This is a genomic window from Pseudarthrobacter chlorophenolicus A6, assembly GCF_000022025.1.
Classification (GTDB): domain Bacteria; phylum Actinomycetota; class Actinomycetes; order Actinomycetales; family Micrococcaceae; genus Arthrobacter; species Arthrobacter chlorophenolicus.
In genome coordinates this window covers 752913-773664 of sequence record NC_011886.1, presented here as the reverse complement: position 1 = coordinate 773664, position 20752 = coordinate 752913, and the positions used below count along the sequence as shown (strand labels likewise).

Sequence of the window (20752 nt, the reverse complement as noted above, 5' to 3'; positions counted from 1 at the left end):
GGGCCAAGAGGCCGCAGAATCAAGCTGCCCCCTAGGAGGCGGCAACCGCCCCGTAACTCGGTTCGCGCTTCTTGACCCACCCGATCACCAATGACGTCACAGGCACGAAGAAGAACTCCACCAGGGTCTTGTAGACGAACCCCACCAGTACGTAGTTCAGGAACATGCCGGCATCGGTGATGCCGATGACGGACGCTGCGATGCTACAGAAGATGAGGGTGTCCACGAACTCTCCGGCACCCGAAGACCCCATGAGCCGGGCCCACAGCGATTTCTCGCCCGTACGCGCCTTCATCTTCACCAGGATCCACGAGTTGATGGTCTGGCCGGCGAGGAACGCCAGGAGCGAGGCCAGCACGATCTGTGGCACAGGGCCCAGCGCCCCTTCCAAAGCGGACTGCTTGGCGATGCCGTACTCGTCGCCGAACCCGGGCAGGGCGATGATCACCCAGTAGCAAACGGATGCGAAGACGGACAGGGCGAAGGTGGTGACGATGGCCTTGCGCGCCACCTTGAAGCCGTACACCTCGCTGATGACGTCGCCCAGGATGTAGGCGAGCGGGAACAGGAAGAAGCCGCCGTCCGTCACGATGGGGCCGATCGCCACACCCTTGGAGGCGCCGATGTTGGACAGGATGAGCACCACCGCCATGAAGGCCAGCATGATGCCGAAATACGGCGATCCTATAGAAGCGAATTTCGCCGGGGATCCCGGTGACGTGGTTTGGGGCGCGGCGTTATGTCCTGGAGCAGCGGGCATGGCGGAAATCCGTTTCATAGTGGTTCGCTCGGCGGCCGCGGAACCGGGCCGCCGGCTGTATTAGCACTGGGGGGTCGGTCCATTCTCCCACTGCCACCGCCCGCAGTGCCCGCCACCAAACACAGCGGAAACTGAACACGTTCAAAACGTGTGCAATACTTGTTCTTGAACACGTTCAAATTTGGGGGATCGATGGCTGCGAAGAGTGAGCAGACCCGGCAGAAACTGGCAGAAGTGGCTCTGCGGATGTTCCGTGAAATCGGCTTCGAGAAGACCACCATGCGGGCCATCGCGGCCGAGGCAGGCGTCTCTGCCGGCAATGCCTACTACTACTTCGAGTCCAAGGACGACCTGGTCCATGAGCTCTACGTCCAGGTCCAGGCTGAGCACGCCGAGCGCGCGGCCGGGGCGCTGGACACCACGGGCGGGCTTGCCGAGCGGCTCAAGGCCGTCCTCCACACAGGCCTTGACGTCATGGCCCCCTACCACCGGTTCGGCGCGGACTTCGTGGCAACTGCCATCCGTCCCACCTCCCCCGTCAACCCCTTCTCCACCGCATCCACCCCCGCCCGGGAAGCCTCACTCGAAATCTTCCGGCAGGCAGTGGACGGCGCCCGGCCGGCTGTCCCCAAGAAACTTCGGAGCGACCTGCCCGAACTGCTGTGGCTCTGCTACATGGGCGTCACCTTGTTTTGGGTCTACGACACGTCGGACGGGCAGCAACGCACCAGGCGGCTGGTCGATGGAGCAGCGCCGCTGATCGCCCGCGGGCTGGGACTGGCCCGCGTTCCCGGCGTGGGCAAAGTCCTGGACGACGTCCTCAACCTCAGCCGCAGCGTCCGCAGTCAGGCAGGCGGCAACACATAGTGAAAAACCAACAAGGGGGAACAATGCGCGGAACCAAGACGGTGGTACTCGCCGGTGCTTCGGGGTTCATCGGCCGGTACGTCCGGTCGCGTTTCGAGCAGGACGGCTGGGCCGTGCGGACCATCGGGCGCAAGGGAACGGGGAGTTCCTCGGCAAGCTGGAACGACGACGACGCCCTCACCAGGGTGCTCAACGGTGCCGACCTCCTGGTCAACCTCGCCGGACGCTCGGTGTCCTGCCGGTACAGCGCGCGGAACAAGGCCGCCATCCTTGAGTCACGGGTCCGGACCACCGAGGCGCTGGGCCGCGCCATCGCCCGGTGCCAGGAACCGCCGTCGACCTGGCTGAACGCCAGCACCGGGACCATCTACCGGGACGCCCGGGACCGGCCGCAATCAGAGCACGACGGCGAGCCGGGCACCGGGTTCTCCGTGGACGTGGCCCGCGCCTGGGAGACTGCACTTGATGCTGCGGCCACGCCGGAAACCCGGAAGATCCCGCTGCGGATCTCCATTGTCCTCGGCCCCGGCGGCGGGGCGCTGCGGCCGTTCGCCAACCTCGCGCGGCTGGGCCTGGGCGGGCACATGGGCGACGGAAACCAGAAGTTCAGCTGGATCCACGTGGAGGACCTCTACCGGTGCATGCGCTTCCTGCACGCCCGGACGGACATCACCGGACCGGTCAACGTGGCATCCCCGGACGTGGTGAGCAACCACGAGCTGATGCGGCTGGTCCGCCGTGCCTACGGGAAGCGCTTTGGCCTGCCCACCCCCGCCTGGCTCCTCCGCGCGGGCGCTGTGCTGATCCGCACCGAAACGGAGCTGGTGCTCAAAAGCCGCTGGGTGCTGCCGCAGAAGCTCCTGTCCGAGGGTTTCATTTACCGCCAGCCGGAACTGGGCGGGGCCCTTCAGCAGGTTGCCAAGGGACGGGTGTGAGCAGGCCGCGCCGCGTGGTGCTGGGAACATCATCCCTGGCGGCAGGCGCGATGGCCAGCCTCCTGTGCCTGGCCATCGCGCTGGCCGTCACGAACGGCGGCAACTGGTTCCTGCCCATGTTCCTGGCAACCCTCATCTGGGGAGCCGTGCCCGCCACGGTCCTCGCATTCTGCCTTGGAGCGCCGTTGGGGGTCCTGCTGCAGCCGGTACGGAACCAGTGGCTGCACGTTGCCGCGTTCGGTGGCCTTGGTGCACTCCTCGGGCTGAGTCTCGGCGCCTTCACTTCCCGGCCGTGGTCCAGTTCCGACCCTGCGTACCTGCTGTCCGCCGCACTCATGATGGGCGGCTCCCTGGCCATCGGCCGGCTGGCTGTCTGGCGCTTGGTCCGGGTGGATCCCGAGGGGCGCCAGGCGCACTTGTCTGCCTGAACACGGAAGTGCCGGGTCCCCTGTTCAGCAACACAAGGCAACGCACGACGCCGGGTGGCAGGATGGTGGGATGACTTCCGTTTCCACCGGCGCATCGCCGTCCGCCACCACTCCGGCCGTCGTCCTCACCATCGCAGGGTCCGAAGCCACCGGCGGTGCCGGCGCCCAGGCCGACCTGAAGACCTTCCAGGAGCTCGGCGTCTTCGGCATCGCCAACCTGACCTGCATCGTGTCCTTCGACCCGAAGGACAACTGGAACCACCGCTTCGTCCCGGTGGACCAGCAGGTGATTGCCGACCAACTGGAGGCGACGGCGGCGGCGTACGGACCGGCGTCGGGCGCTCCTTCCGTGCTGGACACCGTGAAGATCGGCATGCTGGGCAGCCCCGCCACCATCAGCACAGTGGCCGGCTCCCTGAAGGCCAACGGCTTCGGCAACGTGGTGCTGGACCCGGTGCTGATCTGCAAGGGCCAGGAGCCCGGCCACGCCCTGGACACGGACCAGGCCCTGAAGGCCGAGATCCTGCCGCTAGCCACGTTCGTGACCCCCAACCACTTTGAGGCAGAATCCCTGAGCGGCCTGGAGATCAGCGACGTCGAGTCCCTCAAGGCCGCCGCTGTCCGCATCCATGAACTGAGCGGTGCGGCAGTCCTGGCCAAGGGCGGGGTGCGGCTGGAAGGCCCGGACGCCGTCGACGTTTTCTTTGACGGCGAAACCCTCGAGGTCCTCAGCGCCCCAAAGGTGGGCGAGGTGGCCGTCTCCGGCGCCGGCTGCTCGCTCGCGGCGGCCGTCACCGCCGAACTCGCCAAGGGCGCCAGCCCGCTGCAGGCTGCACGTACGGCCAAAGCGTTCGTGACCGAAGGCATCCGCAACCGCGTGGCCTCCGGTGCACCGTTCGATGCCCTGTGGCAGGGCGGCGCCCGCTAGCGCGGAAGCCGCCCTGCCGTCGTCGTCGTGCTACCGCCGGGGAATGTTCCGCAGGTTGCTGCGGGCCATGCTGACGGCCTCGCCAGCTCCCCGGTTCAGCACCACCTTGGACATGGCGGTGGCGAACCCGATGACCTGGGAGCCGGAGATCTTGGGCGGGATGGACAGCGCCTTGGGATCGGTGATGAGTTCCACCAGTGAAGGGCCGGGGTGCGCGAACGCTTCCCGGTAGGCCGCCTCGATCTGGGCGGGGTCCGTCACGCGGGCTGAGTGGAAGCCCAGCGCCTGCGCCACGGCGGCGTAGTTGGCGTCCGGCACATCCACCCCGAAATCAGGGAGCCCGTCCACCAGCATCTCGAGCTTGACCATGCCCAGGGTGGAGTTATTGAACACCACCACGTTGACGGGAAGCTTGTAGGCGGCGGCGGTGATCAGCTCACCCAACAGCATGGACAGGCCGCCGTCACCGGACACCGAGATGACCTGCCGGCCGGGGTACGCCAGCTGTGCGCCAATGGCGTGCGGCAGGGCGTTGGCCATGGAGCCGTGCAGGAAAGACCCGATCAGCCGCCGCGTGCCCAGCGGGTTGATGTAGCGGGCCGTCCAGACGTTGCACATGCCCGTGTCCGCGGTGAAGATCGCATCCTCCGCTGCAATCTGGTCCAGCAGCGAGGCCGCGTATTCCGGGTGGATGGGCTGCTTCTTCTCCACCTTGCGGGTGTACGCACCCACCGCCTTGTTCATCAGCCGGTCGTGCTTCTTGAGCATCTGGTCCAGGAACCGGCGGCTCTTTTTTGCCTTCACCAGGGGCAGCAGCGCGCGCAGGGTTGGCAGCACGTCGCCGTGCACGGCAATGTCGACGTCGGTCCGCCGCCCCAGTCGGTGGGCCACCCGGTCCACCTGTGCGGTGCGAGTATCCGGCAGGAACTGGTCGTACGGAAAGTCGGTGCCCAGGAGGACCAGGAGATCGGCGTCCTCGATTCCCTCGGCGGCGGCGCCGTAGCCCAGCAGCCCGGTCATGCCGATGTCGAAGGGGTTGTCGTACTGGACAAAGTCCTTGCCGCGGAGGGAGTGACCAACGGGCGCCTTGGCGAGTTCGGCAAGTGCCATCAGTTCGCTGTGGGCGCCTTCGACGCCGGCGCCCGCGAAAATGGCCACTTTGCCGGCGTCGTTGATGGCGTCCGCCAGGGCCTGGACGCTGGCCGGGTCCGGGACGAGGCTGGCGGGGCGGAAGGTGGCAGGCAGCGGAGTGGGGCCCGCGGCCTCCAGCCCGGCGATGTCGCCGGGAAGGGTCACGACGGCGACTCCGCCCAGTCCCAGCGCATGCTGGATGGCGCTGTGCATCACGCGCGGCGCCTGCTCGGCAGTGCTGACCAGTTCCGAGTAGACCGAGCATTCGTTGAACAGCCGGTCCGGGTGGGTTTCCTGGAAGAAGCTGCTGCCGATCTGCTTGCTGGGGATGTGGGAGGCGATGGCCAGCACCGGGGCGCCGCTGCGGTTGGCATCGTACAGCCCGTTGATCAGGTGCAGGTTGCCGGGGCCGCAGGAACCGGCGCAAACGGCGAGGCGGCCCGTGAGCTGCGCCTCCGCTGCGGCTGCGAACGCGGCGGCTTCCTCGTGCCGGACATGGACCCAGTCGATGCCGCCCTTGGCCGAACCGCCGGTTTGCCGGACGGCGTCCACGATGGGGTTGAGGCTGTCCCCCACGATCCCATAGATCCGCTGCACGCCGGCAGCCTGGAGTTGTTCGATGAGTTGGGTGGCAAGTTCCTTGGCCATGGGTGCAGACTCCCGCAGTGGTGGTGGTGTGCTGACACGCCCCAATATAGTCCGCACGGCCCGGCGGTCCCTGTTAAGTGGCGCCGCCCACCCGCGCAGTTGGTGCGGGTGGGCGGCGAGCCTGTTGTTCCGGAGGGGATCAGCCGATCAGCGCAGTTGCAGCCGAGTAGCGTGCCAGCGCGGTGTACGCCGCCTTGGTGCCGGTGACCCGGACCTTAATGGCGGTTCCCTTGTCAGAGGCCACCAGTTTGTAGGTCTGGGCTGTGGCGCCGGTGATGGCGGTGCTGCCGCGGTACCACTGGTAGGCCAGCGTCACAGGAGCAGGCCCCCAGGTGCCGGGGCTTGCCGTCAGGGTGCTGCCGACGGTCTTGGTGCCGGTGATCGTGGGGGTGGGTCCGGTGAGGGTACCGGCAACCACGGCAGCGGTGGCCGCGGAGGTTTTCGCCGTCGTCGTATATCCGGCTTTGGTGCCGGTGACGCGGACCGTCATGGTTTTGCCCAGGTCGGCGGCCGCGACAGGGTACGTCGCCGCCGTGGCACCCGTGATGGCAACCCCGCTGCGGAACCACTGGTACGCCAGGGCCACGGGAGCGGGCCCCCACGTGCCCGGGTTCGCGGTCAGCATGGCGCCCACCTTGGCGGTGCCGGTGATGGTGGGAACCGGCGCCGTCAGCGACCCGGCAACCACGGCGGCCGTGGCCGCGGAGGTTTTCGCCGTCGTCGTATATCCGGCTTTGGTGCCGGTGACGCGGACCGTCATGGTTTTGCCGAGGTCAGCGGCCGCGACAGGGTACGTCGGCGCCGTGGCACCCGTGATGGCAACCCCGCTGCGGAACCACTGGTAGGCCAGCGTCACCGGAGCCGGCCCCCACGTGCCCGGGGTCGCGGTCAGCGTGGCGCCCACCTTGGCGGTGCCGGTGATGGTGGGAACCGGCGCCGTCAGAGCGCCGGCTGCAACCGTTACCGAGGCCTGGCCGTAGTACGGCTGGAGCGGCCAGGCGTGCACGCTGAGGCGGGCGGTGACCTTTTTGCCGGTGTCCGCCGTGGTCAGGGCGAAGGTCTTGGTGTTGGAGCGGTAGTCCGGGGCGCCGTTGACGAACCAGTCGTAGTACGGCCCAAACTCGGGGGCGGGCGTCAGCGTTCCGTGGTCCACGGTGAGGGTATTGCCGGCGCTGGGGGTCCCGATGATGGTGAACGGCTTGGATGCCGTGGTGGCGTCCGCACCTGCCTGCCCGGCGTGCACGGTGTCCGTATAGGAGGCGTAGCCGGCTTTGCTTCCGGTGACTTTGGCGAAGATGTCATAGCCGGTGTCCGCGGCCGTGACGGTATAGGTGGCGGCTGTGGCACCGGCGATGTCAGTTGTCTCCGTACCGTTGATGCGCTGCCACTGGTAGGCGAGGGTTACGGGCGCCGGACCCCAGACGCCCGGGTCAACTGTCAATGTCTGGCCTGCCTGGACCGAACCGTAGGCGAAAATCCGGCCGGGAGACAGTGAGAGTCCGGCCACTTCCAAGTGCATGGGCACCTGCACACGTTGCCCGGCGGTGGTCGCCGTCAGCACCGCGGCGGTGTCGATGGTGGGCGCGTTGTTGTAGCACTCGGACTTGTAACGGTACTGCCGGGGTTCACCGTAGTAGGTGTCGAAGACGCAGATCTTGTACTTCTTGCCCACCGTCATGCGCCAGTAGATCTTGCCGTTGGCGTCGGAGGTCAGCGGGCCCATCTGGGGGCCGTCCCAGGCGCCGGTGGCGTCGTTGAAGACGTAGGGGACGTAGCCCACCTCTGCGATGGGCGCGCCCGCGGGGTCCGTGACGGTGGCTTCCAGGACTGTCTCGTTCTTCAGGACGAAGTTCGCGTTGGTCCACTTGGCACCCGGAGGGACAGTGGCGGCGGTGTAGGTGTCAACGCCCTGCGTCCCGTTCCAGTACTGCTCCAGGTAGAGGCGCTGGCCTGAATCGTCCCGCACGCTGATGTAGGCCTGGTTCGGCGGGACCTTGGCCAGCGTGTAGTACCCGTTGGCGTCCGGCCGTGCAGTGCTGCCCTGGCCGCCGTTGGCCGGCGAGGCATATATCTCGGCGGCCGTGACGGGCTGCCCGGCAGAGTTCGTTATGCGCCCGCTCATGGTGCCGTAGGCCTCAAGCTGCGGGTTGAGCGTGGTGGTGGGTGCGGCGTCGGAGACGGCCACCGGGGTGGAGTTATAGGCACCGGAGGAATTGCCGTTCCATTCGTCCGCGTACGTGTCAGCGCAGGGGTTGTTTCCGCAGGTGATCCAGATTTTGTAGCTGCCCGCGGCGGGCACGGTGAAGCTGTAGGAGCCGTCCGCGGCAGACCACGCGCCGGCCACGTAGGAGGCGCTTGAATCGTTGGTGTAGGCGCCCACCCAGGCGTTCCCCAGGGCCGCGGGAGTCGCGGTGGCGGTCAGCTTGCCTTTGACCACGCCCTTGAAGGTGTAGGTGGCGGCGTGCGCAGGGACGGCTCCGGCGAAGAGTCCGGCGGCAAGGAGTACGGCTGCGGCAAGGACGGCCCGGGCCCGGACCCACGCCCCCCGCCTTGGGTTTTGATAAAGCTGTGACAGGGCAGGGCGCGGTAACGGCATGGGTTGAGTCCTTTTCCCCCAGAAAGTGACAGTGTGAACCGAGCGGTTCACAGTCATCCTAGGCGCCGGTCAAGGCCGGGGCCATGGGGAGTTCTGCCCGCCTTAGTCCGCCGCCACCGCCGCCACCGCCGGCACGCCGGAGTGCTTTGCCGCCGCGTCCTCCAGCAGGGCGCCTGCCATCAGCGTAGCGGTCCGCACGATGAACGCCCGACGGCGGGCGGCCCGGTCCGTGCCGCTGCCCGCCAGGAGCGCGTCGATCTGGGGAAGGACCGGCCACCCGTCGCAAAGGGTGACCACGGTGATCAGCAGGTCTGCTGCGTCTTCGCGGGCCACACCGGGAAGCACCTCAACCACCTGCCCCACCTTGATGGCGCAGTGGTCCGTGCGGGTGGCCCTGCTGACGGTTTCCCTGCCCCGCTCCAGCCCTTCCCAGAACACCAGCCGCGGCAGCACGCCGTCGGTGGTGTGCCGGTCGAAGAGCCGGCCGGCGTAGTCGCCGAAGGCTTCAGGACCCTGGCCCTGGATGGGGACCTCGGTCATGACGCGGATCATTTCGGCGGCAAGGACGGCGTCGAACAGTTCATCCTTCTTGCCGAAGTACTGGTAGATGCGCTCCTTGTTGACCCCGGCTGCGGCGGCAATGCGGTCCACCCGCGCGCCGGCCAGCCCGTTCGCACTGAATTCCTCGGTGGCAGCTGCCAGCAGCAGTTCCTTGGTGCGTTCGGTGTTCCAGGCCATGACCCCATTCTACGCAATTCCAACCAAGTAGTTGCAATTTTGGTCCGCCCCACATATTCTCGGTTCACAGCAAAAGCAACTAACTAGTTGGAGATTTTCATGGAGACCGTCCCCGGCCCCGCAGTCCTGGACCCCGCAGCGCCGGCCGCCGTTGCGCAGCTTCCCGCCCCGCCCTCCGTCCACGTGCGTGCCGTCATCACCTGGCTGGCCATCTTTCCGCTGGTAACCCTCGGCATGATGGCTTCCGCGCCCCTGACGGAGGGGTGGCACCCGGTATTCAAGGCCCTGGCGCTCACGGTCGTGGTGGTCCCCACCGCCGTCTACCTCGTAGTTCCCCGCATGATGAAGGTTCACGGTTCCATGGCAGGGCGACGAAGCGGCCGCAGCTAGACCCCCTGCAGCGCACGACGGCGGTCCCTCACCGGGGCAGCCCACGGCACCTCCGCTTAACGGCGCCGGCGCCCGTCCCCCTGAGCGGGGAACGGGCGCCGGTGCGTGCTGTGGAAACTCAGCGCTTGGCAGCGGCCAGGCGGTCGTCGTCGTCCGCGCTGGAAACCGTACCGGCGTCCCAGGCGTGGCCCTGCTCCTGGTCCAGGTGGGTGGACTTCTTGTTCTTGAGCGCAAAGATGTAGACCAGCAGCGATACCCCGATGGCCACCGTGACGTAGGTGAAGAGCAGTTCCACCTGGCCGGCCTTCTGGAGGGCTGCGCCGATCAGCGGGACGGTGCCGCCGAACATCGAGTTGGCGAGCGCGTAGCCCAGGCCCACGCCAAGGGCGCGGATCGAGGCGGGGAACAGCTCTGCCTTCACCAGGGCGTTAATGGAGGTGTAGCCGCCCACGATCAGCAGGCCGCCCATCATCAGCAGGAACGCGATCATCGGGTCCTTGGTGCCGGCGAGTGCGGACATCAGGGGCCAGGTGAACAGCACGCCGGTGATGCCGAACCAGAGCAGCAGGGGCTTGCGGCCGATCTTGTCCGAGATGATGCCGTAGACGGGCTGCAGCAGCATGAAGATGAACAGGGCCCAGAAATTGATCACCGAGGTGGTTTCCTTGGGGATACCGCTGGTGTTGTTCATGAAGCTGAGGATGAAGTTGGTGTAAGTGTAGAACGCCACGGTGCCGCCCAGGGTGACGCCGATGCAGATCAGCAGCGCCCTCCAGTGCTTGGTGAAGAGCAGCTTCAGTGTGCCAGGCTGAGCCTCGCCGGAAGATTTCGCACCGGCGGCCGCTTCCACCTGGCTGGCGGAGACGGTTTCCTCCATGGACCTCCGCAGCCACAGGACCACCAGTGCAGCCACGCCGCCGATGGCGAACGGGATACGCCAGCCCCACTCGGTCAGGGCTTCCTTGCCCAGGGCGTTCTGCAGGATCACCAGCACCAGCAGTGCCAGCATCTGGCCACCGATCAGGGTGACGTACTGGAAGCTGGAGAAGAAGCCGCGCCGCTTGGCGGTGGCGGCCTCGGACATATAGGTGGCACTGGTGCCGTACTCGCCGCCCACGGAGAAGCCCTGTACCAGGCGCGCCAGTACCAGCAGGACCAGGGCCCACACGCCGATGACGTCCTTGGTGGGCAGGATGGCGATGAAGAACGAACCGGCGGACATCATGGTCACGCTCAGCGTCAGGGCGGCTTTCCGGCCCCGGCGGTCGGCGAACCGGCCGAAGAACCAGCTGCCGATGGGCCGCATGAGGAAGGTGACGGCGAAGACGGCCATGCCTTCGAGGGCACCCTGCAGCGGGTCCTTGGAGTTGAAGAAGTGCGGCTGGAAGTAGGCCAGGAACGCCGTGTAGATGTAGACGTCGTACCATTCCACCAGGTTGCCGGCGGAGCCCTTGAGGATGTTGCCCACGGCCCGGCGGGTCTGTGCCGCCTCGGACTGGGCTGCCCCCGTCAGCGGCGCTGCTTGTTCGGTGCTCATCATGAACCTTCCTTGGTGTGACGGTCTCCCGAAAGCGCGGAGGACCTCCACCAAACTATGGGTGATCCACGGCACAGCCAACGCGGAAGCGGGTTTCCTAACACTTCCTTAGGAATAGGCATTTTCCCGTTCCCAAGCGCCGGTTCCCCGTGAGGCGGTAATCTCCAAAGGCGGGTTAGTCCCCGCGCCGGACCCCGTCCCGGCCCGCGCCCCTCCCCCAAGGACAAGGAATATGGCCATGGAAGTGCTCATCGTCGAGGACGACGACGCCATGGCAGGTGCGCTGGCGGCGGGTGTTGCGACGGCGGGCCACAGGACGAGGAGGGTGGCCCGGGGAGCTGACGCCCTGCTGGCCCACCGGGACTTCGAGGTGATCCTCCTGGACCTCGGGCTGCCGGATATGGATGGCCTGGACGTTCTCCGCAAGCTTCGCCAGATCACCGACTGCCCCATCCTCATCCTCACCGCCCGCGATGACGAACGCAGCGTGGTGCTGGGCCTTCGCTCGGGCGCCGATGACTACCTGGTCAAACCGGTGAAACTGGTCGAATTGCTGGCACGGATCGAGGCCGTTACCCGGCGGGCCGGCCGCCGTACCGGTACCGTGCCGGACACCATCGTCCTGGGTGACCTCGACATTGACCTGGGCCGCCGCATCGCATCCCGGGACGGCAATGTCCTCCCGCTGACGGCCACGGAATTCGAACTCCTGGCCCTCCTGGCCCGGCATGCCGGCTCGGTGGTGACCCGGGAGCAGATCCTCGATGCCCTGTGGGGTGATGCCTTCCTGGCTTCGTCCCGGTCCCTGGATGTGCACCTGACCGGGTTGCGGGCCAAACTCCAGATGCCCGGTTTCATCATCAACGTCCGGGGCGTGGGCTACCGGGTGGAGGCGGACCAGGCATGAGGTTGCGGGTCCTTGGCGTCCTCAGTGTGCTGTGCCTGGTGGTGGTGTTCCTGGTGTCCGGGACCATCCTGTCCTCGGCGGCGCGGGAGCTGACGCAGGAGGTCCAGATCAACCGGGTGGCGTCCCTGAACCGGCTGGCGCAGGTGGCCTTCGATGCCGCCGGCGACGGCGATACCGCACGGTTGCAGCGCGAAATGGACACGTACTCCACCCTCTATGCCGAGGGGATCGTGGTCCGGCTGCAGCAGCAGACGCTCAGCTCGGGTGGGCTCAGTGAATCGCGCTCCGACGTGCAGGATGCGCTGTCCCTGGCCCGGCTGAACGTCAACGGCACCGCATTGGAACCGCTGGAGCCGCTCGGTTCCGGCTCCGAGGTGATCTTCCGCCCCTTCGGCAGCGCCAACCAGGTGCTGGGCGGCGTGGCCATGGACGTCAATCTGGACGCTGCCAGGGCCAAGCTGCAGCAGCGCTGGCTCGTAGTGGGGGCTGCCGCCGTCGCCCTTGCTGCGGTCCTGCTGCTCGCCGCCGCCCGAGTGACCGGCTGGGTACTCCGGCCCGTCCTGCGGCTGAACTCCGCGGTAACTGAGCTGGGTCGCACGGGCCGGGCCGGGCGGCTGCCGGAGGACGGGCCGCCGGAGCTGCGCGAACTGAGCCGGTCCTTCACCGCCATGGCGCGGACGGTCAGCGCCAGCATCGAGTCGCAGCGCCAACTGATTGCCGATGCGTCGCACCAGCTGCGGAACCCCATCGGTGCGCTGCGGCTGCGGCTGGACGTGCTCCAGCTTGAACTGAAGACCGGGCGGGAACACGACGCCGCCGCCAGTGCGGTGGCCGAACTGGAGCGGGTGGAGGAGATCCTGGATGACGTCCTGAAGCTGGCCGCCGCCGAGCACCGCGCCAGTGAGGATGCCGTCAGGGCCTTCAACAGCCCGGGGGCCAGGCCCGTCGCTGCGCCGATTGACCCCGGCCCCGTCCTGCAGGAGGAAGTGGAGCGGGCCGTCCCCGCCGCGGGCCGCGCCGGTGTGCGGCTGGTCCTCGCTCCCCCGCCGCCGGCCCCCGTCCTCGTGGCGTGCGAGCCGGCCGAGCTTGCCCAGATGGTGGGCGAACTCCTGGGCAACGCGGTCAAGTACGCGCCCGGGTCCACCGTCACCGCCTGCGTCAGGACGGAGCCGTCCGCGGTGGTCGTGGAAATTTACGACGACGGCCCGGGGCTTTCCGACGCTGAACTCGCCCAGGCGGCTACAAGGTTCTGGCGGGCTCCGCAGCACTCCTCGGTCCGGGGAACAGGCCTGGGCATGACGATCGTTGGTGAACTGGCGGCGGCCAACGGTGGCCGCCTGGTCCTGGGAACGGCGGCGCCGCACGGCTTGTCAGCCCGGCTCGAATTTCCTGTTCCGGTCCTGGAGCGTCCCTCTGACGTTGGTGATGGACGTGGCTGAGGCCAGAGGATCCGGCCTCAGCGGTGTCGGCTTGCCCAGGCGGTCCTTCCTGAAAACCGGAGCAGGCCTGGCGGCAGCGGCCCTCGTCCCGTCCGTGCTGTCCGCCTGCAGCGGGAACCGGCCCGGGCTTCTCACCGTGGCGGGCGGGGAGGCGGGTGGCTTCTACCTCGAGTTCTCCACGCTGCTGGCTGCCTCCCTGGAACGCCACGGCGTGGCCCAAAAAGCTGTAGCCGTGGCCACCGGCGGCAGCCTGGACAACCTGGCGCAGTTGCGGGATGGAAGGGCCACGCTTGCCGTGTCCCTGGCCGACGCAGTTGCTGGCCCTGCCCTGGATGCGGTTGGCGGGGACGCCGCGCCGCTGGCTGCGCTGGGCAAGGTTTACGAAAACTACGTTCATTGCGTGGTGCAGAAAGGCAGCGGTATCACCGCCCTGTCACAGTTGTCCGGGCGGACCGTGGCAGTGGGCAAGCCCGGTTCGGGAACGTCGCTCACCACGCCGCGGCTGCTCGCGGCAGCGGGCCTGGGCACCTCTGCGGAAGCCGGCCCGGCGGCGCAGGGAAGCGTCGCCGTCGTAAGCCTGGGCCTGAACGACGGCCTCGCGGCCTTGAAGGCCGGCAGCGTGGATGCCCTGTTCTGGTCCGGCGGCGTGCCTACCGCCGCCATCACCGCCGCGCAGCAGGACGTGGCGCTGGCGCTGCTGGACCTGTCATCCCTGCTGCCGGAACTGCGCGCCCGGCACGGTGCCCAGTACGACCGCGTGTTCATCCCCGCGGAAAGCTACCCCGGGGTGCCCGCCGTCTGGACCGTGGGCGCAGCAAACCTGTTGCTGTGCCGCGCCGACCTGGACGCCGGCACCGTCGAGCGGACCGTCCAGCTGCTGGTGAACCACGCGGGTGAGCTGATTCCGCAGTCCAGCCTGGGTGTGCAGTTTCTCAGCCCGGAAACCCTCATCAACACCGCCGGCATTCCCCTGCATCCCGCCGCCGCCGAGGCCTATCGCGCCCTCCACGGCTGACAACGCGCGCTCACTTACGGCGGCTCTCCCACCGACGCGCGCTCACTCGTGGCGGCTCTCACGCCGACGCGCGCTCACTGTCCTCACGAAAGTGAGCGCGCGTCGCGGGAAACCCACCACTGCTGAGCGGGCGTTCAGTCAGGGTTTCGGCTCCTTATCCACATACGCGCTTCAGCAGCCTGGACATGCGCGCAACATCCCGCTGCGCGGAGACAGCCCGCGTTACCATGGCTCCCCGCGCCGGCTAGCTTCCCGAGTGGGCCTGCAGGAAGCTGTACACCTCGGTCTCGTCCACGCCGGGGAACGCGCCGGGCGGCATGGCCGCGAGCAGGTGCGAGTGTGCCCGGGCGGAGGGCCAGGCGTTCCCGGCCCACTCCGAGGTCAGGGCTGCCGGCGGACGCTTGCAGCAGTTCGGGTCCGGGCAGTTGGAGGTAGCCCGGGCCGTGGTCTCGCGCCCTCGGAACCATTTCACGTGCTGGTAGGGCACCCCGATGCTGAGCGAGAACTCACCGGTGGCCGACCGCTCGGTCCGCGCGGTGCACCAGTACGTGCCCGACGGGGTGTCCGTGTACTGACTGTAGGCGCTGAACTTGTCCGGAACGTCGAACACGGCACGTGACGTCCAGGCCTTGCACGAGGGCTGGCCCTCGATGGCGCCGGTGTGGTCCTGGGGGAAGTTCACGCCGTCGTTCTCATAGGCCTTGTAGATGATCCCGCTCTGGTGCGTCTTCTGGAAATGCGTGGTGATGCCCAGGTGTTTGGTGGCCAGATTGGTGAACCGGTGGGCCGCCGTCTCGTAGGAAACGGCGAACGCATCCCGGATGTCCTCGACCGCGATTTCCTTGGCGGCTTTGGCTTTTTGCAGAAATTCCACGGTTGCCTGCTCGGGCAGAAGCAGGGCGGCGGCGAAATAGTTGGTGGCCACCCGCTGGGCCAGGAAGTCGCCGTAGTTCTTGGGTGTTTCATGCCCCAGGACGTAGTGGCCCAGGGCCTGGAGCAGCACGGACCGGGGATCGTGGTCCTGCCGCTGGCTCTGCGTCAGGTAAATTCTGCGGTTCTTCAAATCGGTCACGGACCGGGTGGAATGCGGCAAATCGCCTACGTGGTACAGGGCGAATCCAAGGTGCGCGGCAATGTCCGCTATGACGTACTGGCTCAGCGGACCGGCGGTGTAGCCCACCTCCTTGAGGACCTTCTGAGCCTCCGCCTCGTACTCCGGAAAGTAATTGCCGCGCTCCCGCATCATGGCCCGCAGCTCACCGTTGGCGCGCCGGGCCTCTTCCGGGGTTGCCACCTGTTCGTTCATCTTTCGCTCGAGCTCGTGCAGCAGCCCCACCTGGGCTTCAAGCACATCCAGCGGAAGCCGCGAACTGATGCGGATTTTCGGCAGGTTCAACGACTCGTAAAGCGGCCCGCGCTGGTACCGTTCCAGCTCGATTTCCAGTGCCGCGCGGCGGCTGGGCGGTTCGGCACCCAGGAGCTGGTCGATGCTGACGTTCAGCGCCGCCGCCAAGTGCTGCAGGAGGGTCAGTTTGGGCTCGCGCTTGCCGTTTTCGATCAGGCTGAGCTGGCTGGGGGCGGTCCCGACGGCGGCACTCAGGCCATCGAGCGTGAGCCCGGCCTGTTTACGCAGATGGCGGACACGGCGGCCCAGCGCGATGACGTCCAGTTCCGCCCCCGCTCCGGGGGACGACGGCTGCAAAACTTCCCTGTTCCAGCTTGTAGGTGACATTTCTGAAGGATACGCGAAGAAGTGCATTTCTTTCCATGCTTTTCATCTGGAAAGGGGGTTGAAAGTGCTGAAAAGTAGTTCTCACGGAAAAGTTACACCGCACCGGATAAGCCGGTGGGAACCTCAACGACGCGGTTCCCACCTACCCAGTCCGGAGCTCAATCAAGGAGATCAACGATGACTGCAGCATTTGAGCCCACCTCGCAGACGCCTGAAGAGCAGGCCGCCGCCCTGGAGCTCGAGTGGGCCGCCAACCCACGCTGGGAAGGTGTGACCCGGGACTACTCAGCCTCCGACGTCGTCCGCCTCCGCGGTCGAGTCACCGAAGAGCAGACGCTGGCCCGCCGTGGTGCGGAGAAGCTGTGGAAGCAGCTCACCGAAGAGCACAAGACCGGCGGCTACACCAACGCACTCGGCGCCCTCACCGGCAACCAGGCCGTCCAGCAGGTCAAGGCCGGGCTGCGTGCCATCTACCTCTCCGGCTGGCAGGTGGCGGCCGACGCCAACAACTCCGGACACACCTACCCGGACCAGTCCCTCTACCCGGCCAACTCGGTCCCCACCGTGGTCCGCCGCATCAACAACGCCCTGCTCCGTGCGGACCAGATCGAGTTCTCCGAAGGCATCCAGACCGTTGAGGACTGGCTGGTCCCGATCGTCGCCGACGCCGAGGCCGGGTTCGGCGGCCCGCTGAACGCCTACGAGCTCATGAAATCCATGATCCAGGCCGGCGCCTCCGGTGTTCACTGGGAGGACCAGCTCGCCTCCGAGAAGAAGTGCGGCCACCTCGGCGGCAAGGTCCTCATCCCCACCCAGCAGCACGTCCGCACCCTTAACGCGGCCAGGCTCGCGGCCGACGTCGCCGGTACCCCCACGGTCGTCATCGCCCGCACTGACGCCGAGGCAGCAACCCTGATCACCTCCGACGTCGACGAACGCGACCAGGAATTCATCACCGGCGAGCGCACCGCCGAGGGCTTCTACAAAGTCCGCAACGGCATCGAACCCTGCATCGCCCGCGCCAAGGCCTACGCCCCGTACTCGGACCTCATCTGGATGGAAACGGGCACCCCTGACCTGGAGCTGGCCCGCAAGTTCGCGGAGTCCGTCAAGGCCGAGTTCCCGGACCAGATGCTCTCCTACAACTGCTCCCCGTCGTTCAACTGGCGCAAGCACCTGGACGACGACACCATCGCCAAGTTCCAGCGCGAACTCGGCGCCATGGGCTTCACGTTCCAGTTCATCACCCTGGCAGGATTCCACGCCCTGAACTACTCGATGTTCGATCTCGCCCACGGCTACGCCCGTGAAGGCATGAGCGCCTACGTCGAGCTCCAGGAAAAGGAATTCGCCTCCGAGTCCCGCGGCTACACCGCAACCAAGCACCAGCGCGAAGTCGGCACCGGCTACTTCGACACCCTCTCCACGGCGCTCAACCCGAACGCGTCCACCCTCGCATTGGTCGGATCGACCGAAGAGGGACAGTTCCACTAACACCCAGCCTTTCCCGCTCGTTGCTCTATCACTTTTGGCCCCTAAAAGGCCCGTTTGGCACCCAAAAGTGATAGGGCAACCGGGGTTTACCAGGAGATTTCCATGAACAGCTTCACCGATAGCTTCACCATCAACGGCATCACCATGACCGCCCAGCCCATTTGCCGGCAGGATGAAGTGCTCACGCCTGACGCCCTGGCCTTCATCGCCAAGCTTCACCGGGCCACTGCGGAGCGGCGGCAGGAGCTGCTGCAGGCACGAAGGACCCGCCGCGCCAACATCGCCGCTGGCCAGGACCCCCGGTTCCTCCGCGAAACCGAGCACATCCGCAACGATGCGTCCTGGCGGGTCGCTCCCCCGGCCCCGGGCCTGGAAGACCGCCGCGTGGAGATCACCGGCCCGGTGGACAAGAAGATGACCATCAACGCCATGAACTCCGGCGCCAAGGTCTGGCTCGCGGACATGGAAGACTCCTCCACCCCCACCTGGCGTAACGTCATCAAGGGCCAGCTGAACCTCACCGATGCCCTGGAACGCCGGATCGACTTCACCAGCGACGAGGGCAAGGAATACAAGCTGAAGCCGGCGGGTGAACTGCCCACCATCGTGGTCCGCCCCCGCGGCTGGCACCTGCCCGAAAAGCACATGCTCATCGACGGCACACCCATCGCCGGCGGCATCGTGGACTTCGGCCTGTTCTTCTTCCACAACGCCCGCCGGCTGCTGGCCCAGGGCAAGGGCCCGTACTTCTACCTGCCGAAGATCGAGAACCACCTTGAAGCCCGGCTCTGGAACGACATCTTCATCCTGGCCCAGGACCTGCTCGGCATTCCACAGGGCACCATCCGCGCCACGGTGCTCATCGAAACCATCACCGCAGCCTTCGAAATGGAGGAGATCCTCTACGAACTGCGGGACCACGCCTCGGGCCTGAACGCCGGCCGCTGGGACTACATCTTCTCCATCATCAAGAACTTCCGCACCCGCGGCCCCCGCTTCGTCCTCCCGGACCGCGGCCAGGTGACCATGACCGCCCCGTTCATGCGCTCCTACACCGAACAGCTGGTCCGGGCCTGCCACAAGCGCGGCGCCATGGCTATCGGCGGCATGGCCGCCGCCGTCCCCAACCGCAAGGACCCGGAGGCCAACGCCAACGCCCTCGAGAAAGTCCGCGCGGACAAGACCCGCGAGGCCGGGGACGGCTTCGATGGCTCCTGGGTGGCCCACCCGGACCTGGTGCCCATCTGCCGTGAAGTGTTCGACGCCGTCCTCGGCGAGCGCCCCAACCAGCTGGACAAGCTCCGCGATGACGTCACCCCGGACGACCGCGCCCTCATCGATATCGCCTCCCTGCACGGCACCATCACGGAGCAGGGCATCCGCAACAACATCGAGGTGGGCATCCGCTACATCGAGTCCTGGCTGCGCGGCAACGGCGCAGTGGCCATCCACAACCTGATGGAGGACGCCGCCACCGCGGAGATCTCCCGTTCCCAGCTGTGGCAGTGGATCTACGCCCGGGCCATCACCGATCACGGCGAGATCATCACCCACGAATGGGTGGAGGAACTGCTGGACGGCGAATTCGCCCGGCTGGAACGCTTCGACGGCGACCGCTTCGAGGACGCCCGGGACATCTTCGAGGAAGTCACCCTCGCCACGGAATTCCCCACCTTCCTCACCCTCCCGGCCTACGCCCGCTACCTCACCGAGGCCCGCGAAAAGGCCACCGTGGAGGAGCTCGCAGCGGCGTGACCCGCAGCTGACCAGACTTCCGTCCGCCGGGCCGGCACGCCCTTCGCAACAGGCTCCCCGAGATCCGGGGCGCCGGCCCGGCAACGGAACCCCTTTGCACCCCAGCTCACTTGCGGCGGGAAAACGCCGGACGCGCGCTCACTTCTCTCAGGGAAGTGAGCGCGCGTCCTTGGGTTAACGCCCGAAAGTGAGCGCGCGTCCGGCGGTGCCGAGGGGATGTCCGACGGCGGCGCGCGCCTTAGCGGCCCCGCGGCACCTTGCGGACGGAGAGGGTGGTGCTGACGAAGAAGGTCAGCACCGAGGCAAGGATGACCAGCAGCGCCGGCGTCCAGGACTCCGAGACGTCGTGGACCAGGCCCACCAGGGGCGGGGCAACCGCGGCCAGGCAATAACCCAGTCCCTGCACGGTGGCGGACATCTTGCCGGCCATGGCCTGGTTCCGGGCCAGCCGGATGATGGCGATGAAGATGATGGTGATGCCGCCGCCCTGGGCGATTCCACCGCAGGTGGACCAAAGCCACCACAGCTGCGGCATCAGCAGCAGCCCGGCCGGGACGGCCGTCCACAACACGCCCAAGGTGACCGCCACCGCCGTCGTGCTCATGTATTTTGCGGCGAACGGCACGCCGAGCCCGCCCACGATCGCGAGGATCTGGAAGATCGAGGACGCAGCACCGGCCTCCGCGGCGGACATGCCCAGCTCGTCGTGCAGGTAGCTGGGCAGCCAGGCGGTGACCCCGTAGTAGGAGAAGGCCTGGCCGCCGAAGCCGGCCGTCAGTCCGAAGGTGATCCAGCCGGTGCCGGCCACCGGCGGGAGCTTGGCCTCGCCGGCGTCCTCGGCAGCGGAGGCAATGAACGCCGTCCGCGGTCCCACTGCCAGCGTCCACACCACGATGGCGGCCACGGCCAGAAGGGCCACCGACGCCAGGGCGGTACGCCAGCCGGTCCATTCAGCCAGGGGCGCCATGGCCACGGATGTCAGGAACGAGCCGATGTTCAGGGCGGCGGTGTAGATGCCCATGGCGGTCCCCTGCCGCCAGGGCGAGAAGTCGCGGCGGATGATAAGCGGCACGGCAATGTTGCCCACCGTGATGGCCAGGCCAATGATCACGGTCCCCGCAACCACCAGGGCGGGTCCGCCCGCGGACCGCACCAGCACTCCCACCAGGACGCCCAGGATGGTAAGGCTCACGGCAAACTCGGCGCCGAACTTCCTCGCAGCCAGGGACGCCAGCGGCGAAGCGAGCGAGAAGCACAGCACGGGAATACTGGTCAGCAGTCCCAGCACCACCGGAGAGAAATGCAGTTCTGCCTGCATGGGACCCACCACCGGTGCGACGGCCACGAATGGCCCGCGCAGGTTCAGTGCCAGCAGGCCGATGCAGGCGAGCAGGATCCAGCTGCCGGGAATTCGGGAAAGCAGCCGGCCGCTCACGGGGCGTAAAGGGGGAA

The 20752-nt window shown here is 67.2% G+C and carries 17 protein-coding genes; 10 read left to right on the top strand and 7 right to left on the bottom strand.

Going from position 1 to position 20752, the window contains the following annotated elements; genetic code table 11:
• Positions 1–31: 31 nt before the first annotated feature.
• Positions 32–760, bottom strand: coding sequence for a queuosine precursor transporter (locus ACHL_RS03625; RefSeq protein WP_043793749.1), 729 nt, complete (start codon positions 758–760; stop codon positions 32–34).
• Between the two features lie 192 nt (positions 761–952).
• Here ACHL_RS03625 and ACHL_RS03620 point away from each other — a divergent pair, with 192 nt between their 5' ends.
• From ACHL_RS03620 to ACHL_RS03605, 4 genes are all read left to right on the top strand, one after another.
• Complete coding sequence (locus ACHL_RS03620) at positions 953–1627, top strand: TetR/AcrR family transcriptional regulator (RefSeq protein WP_015935946.1); 675 nt, start codon at positions 953–955, stop codon at positions 1625–1627.
• A 23-nt stretch (positions 1628–1650) separates the two neighbouring features.
• The gene (locus ACHL_RS03615) at positions 1651–2562 is read left to right on the top strand and encodes a TIGR01777 family oxidoreductase (RefSeq protein ID WP_015935945.1); all 912 of its coding nucleotides are present in this window, start codon (positions 1651–1653) and stop codon (positions 2560–2562) included.
• Entirely contained in the window at positions 2559–2990 is a 432-nt protein-coding gene (locus tag ACHL_RS03610; protein ID WP_043793746.1) for a hypothetical protein, read from the top strand. The genes ACHL_RS03615 and ACHL_RS03610 overlap by 4 nt, the downstream gene beginning before the upstream one ends.
• 70 nt (positions 2991–3060) lie before the next feature.
• Positions 3061–3918, top strand: a complete 858-nt coding sequence (locus ACHL_RS03605; RefSeq protein ID WP_015935943.1) for a hydroxymethylpyrimidine/phosphomethylpyrimidine kinase — start codon at positions 3061–3063, stop codon at positions 3916–3918.
• A gap of 30 nt (positions 3919–3948) precedes the next feature.
• Here ACHL_RS03605 and ACHL_RS03600 read toward each other — a convergent pair whose 3' ends face one another.
• The 3 genes from ACHL_RS03600 to ACHL_RS03590 form a co-directional block, all read right to left on the bottom strand.
• Positions 3949–5697 carry a pyruvate dehydrogenase gene (locus tag ACHL_RS03600; RefSeq protein ID WP_015935942.1) on the bottom strand — a complete coding sequence of 583 codons (1749 nt, stop codon included), beginning with the start codon at positions 5695–5697 and terminating at the stop codon, positions 3949–3951.
• Between the two features lie 139 nt (positions 5698–5836).
• Positions 5837–8293: a carboxypeptidase regulatory-like domain-containing protein gene (locus tag ACHL_RS23335; protein WP_015935941.1), complete on the bottom strand. Its 2457-nt coding sequence runs from the start codon at positions 8291–8293 to the stop codon at positions 5837–5839.
• 102 nt (positions 8294–8395) lie between these two features.
• Complete coding sequence (locus tag ACHL_RS03590) at positions 8396–9031, bottom strand: TetR/AcrR family transcriptional regulator (protein ID WP_015935940.1); 636 nt, start codon at positions 9029–9031, stop codon at positions 8396–8398.
• A gap of 99 nt (positions 9032–9130) precedes the next feature.
• Here ACHL_RS03590 and ACHL_RS03585 point away from each other — a divergent pair, with 99 nt between their 5' ends.
• Positions 9131–9421: a hypothetical protein gene (locus tag ACHL_RS03585; RefSeq protein WP_015935939.1), complete on the top strand. Its 291-nt coding sequence runs from the start codon at positions 9131–9133 to the stop codon at positions 9419–9421.
• Between the two features lie 118 nt (positions 9422–9539).
• On the opposite strand, the gene ACHL_RS03580 is transcribed toward ACHL_RS03585, so the two are convergent.
• Positions 9540–10958: an MFS transporter gene (locus ACHL_RS03580; protein ID WP_043794422.1), complete on the bottom strand. Its 1419-nt coding sequence runs from the start codon at positions 10956–10958 to the stop codon at positions 9540–9542.
• 238 nt (positions 10959–11196) lie between these two features.
• On the opposite strand from ACHL_RS03580, the gene ACHL_RS03575 reads away from it, so the two are divergent.
• From ACHL_RS03575 to ACHL_RS03565, 3 genes are read left to right on the top strand one after another with little or no spacing between them, the layout of a single operon-like run.
• Positions 11197–11865, top strand: coding sequence for a response regulator transcription factor (locus ACHL_RS03575; RefSeq protein WP_043794421.1), 669 nt, complete (start codon positions 11197–11199; stop codon positions 11863–11865).
• Entirely contained in the window at positions 11862–13304 is a 1443-nt protein-coding gene (locus ACHL_RS03570) for a sensor histidine kinase (RefSeq protein WP_015935936.1), read from the top strand. Before ACHL_RS03575 ends, ACHL_RS03570 begins: the two co-directional genes overlap by 4 nt.
• The gene (locus ACHL_RS03565; RefSeq protein WP_015935935.1) at positions 13291–14319 is read left to right on the top strand and encodes a TAXI family TRAP transporter solute-binding subunit; all 1029 of its coding nucleotides are present in this window, start codon (positions 13291–13293) and stop codon (positions 14317–14319) included. The genes ACHL_RS03570 and ACHL_RS03565 overlap by 14 nt, the downstream gene beginning before the upstream one ends.
• 244 nt (positions 14320–14563) lie before the next feature.
• Here the strand turns inward: ACHL_RS03565 and ACHL_RS03560 are convergent, their stop codons facing one another.
• On the bottom strand, positions 14564–16078 hold the full coding sequence (locus ACHL_RS03560) for a helix-turn-helix transcriptional regulator (protein WP_015935934.1): 1515 nt from the start codon (positions 16076–16078) through the stop codon (positions 14564–14566).
• A gap of 150 nt (positions 16079–16228) precedes the next feature.
• Here ACHL_RS03560 and aceA point away from each other — a divergent pair, with 150 nt between their 5' ends.
• Positions 16229–17545: an isocitrate lyase gene (gene aceA, locus ACHL_RS03555; protein ID WP_015935933.1), complete on the top strand. Its 1317-nt coding sequence runs from the start codon at positions 16229–16231 to the stop codon at positions 17543–17545.
• 102 nt (positions 17546–17647) lie between these two features.
• Entirely contained in the window at positions 17648–19300 is a 1653-nt protein-coding gene (gene aceB, locus ACHL_RS03550; RefSeq protein WP_015935932.1) for a malate synthase A, read from the top strand.
• A gap of 238 nt (positions 19301–19538) precedes the next feature.
• Here aceB and ACHL_RS03545 read toward each other — a convergent pair whose 3' ends face one another.
• Entirely contained in the window at positions 19539–20735 is a 1197-nt protein-coding gene (locus ACHL_RS03545; protein WP_015935931.1) for an MFS transporter, read from the bottom strand.
• Between the last annotated feature and the right edge of the window lie 17 nt (positions 20736–20752).